The 389-nt window shown below is 63.0% G+C and carries 1 protein-coding gene; it reads right to left on the bottom strand.

The features are described from left to right. Positions 1-305: ATP-binding cassette domain-containing protein (locus tag EOA24_RS41120; RefSeq protein ID WP_127410980.1), on the bottom strand; the 305-nt coding region annotated here is incomplete at its 3' end. Positions 306-389 lie beyond the last annotated feature (84 nt).

The following is a 389-nucleotide window of genomic DNA, read 5'->3' as shown; positions in this document are numbered from 1 at the left end:
ATCTTGAGCGCGAAGCCCATATTGTCGGCCACCGTCATGTGCGGATAGAGCGCGTAGTTCTGGAACACCATGGCGATGTTGCGGTCGCGCGCCCTGAGCTCGTTGACGACCCGCTCGCCGATGGCGATCTTGCCGGCCGAGATCGTTTCCAGCCCCGCGATCATGCGCAGCAGCGTCGACTTCCCGCAGCCCGACGGCCCGACCAGGATGACGAACTCGCCGTCGGCGATGTCGACGCTGACATCGTGGATGATCTTTGCGGTCCCAAAAGCCTTCTGCACGTTGTTGATGGTCACCGATGCCATTTTATCTCTCCACGAAACGTGTGATGTCGGACCGGCCTCAGCCGCCCTTGACGGCGCCGGCGGTCAGCCCGGCGACGATCTGCC

The organism is Mesorhizobium sp. M2A.F.Ca.ET.039.01.1.1, from assembly GCF_003998035.1.
Lineage (GTDB): Bacteria > Pseudomonadota > Alphaproteobacteria > Rhizobiales > Rhizobiaceae > Mesorhizobium.
The sequence above is the reverse complement of the archived record's forward strand: the minus strand, read 5'-3'. Positions and strand labels throughout refer to the sequence as shown.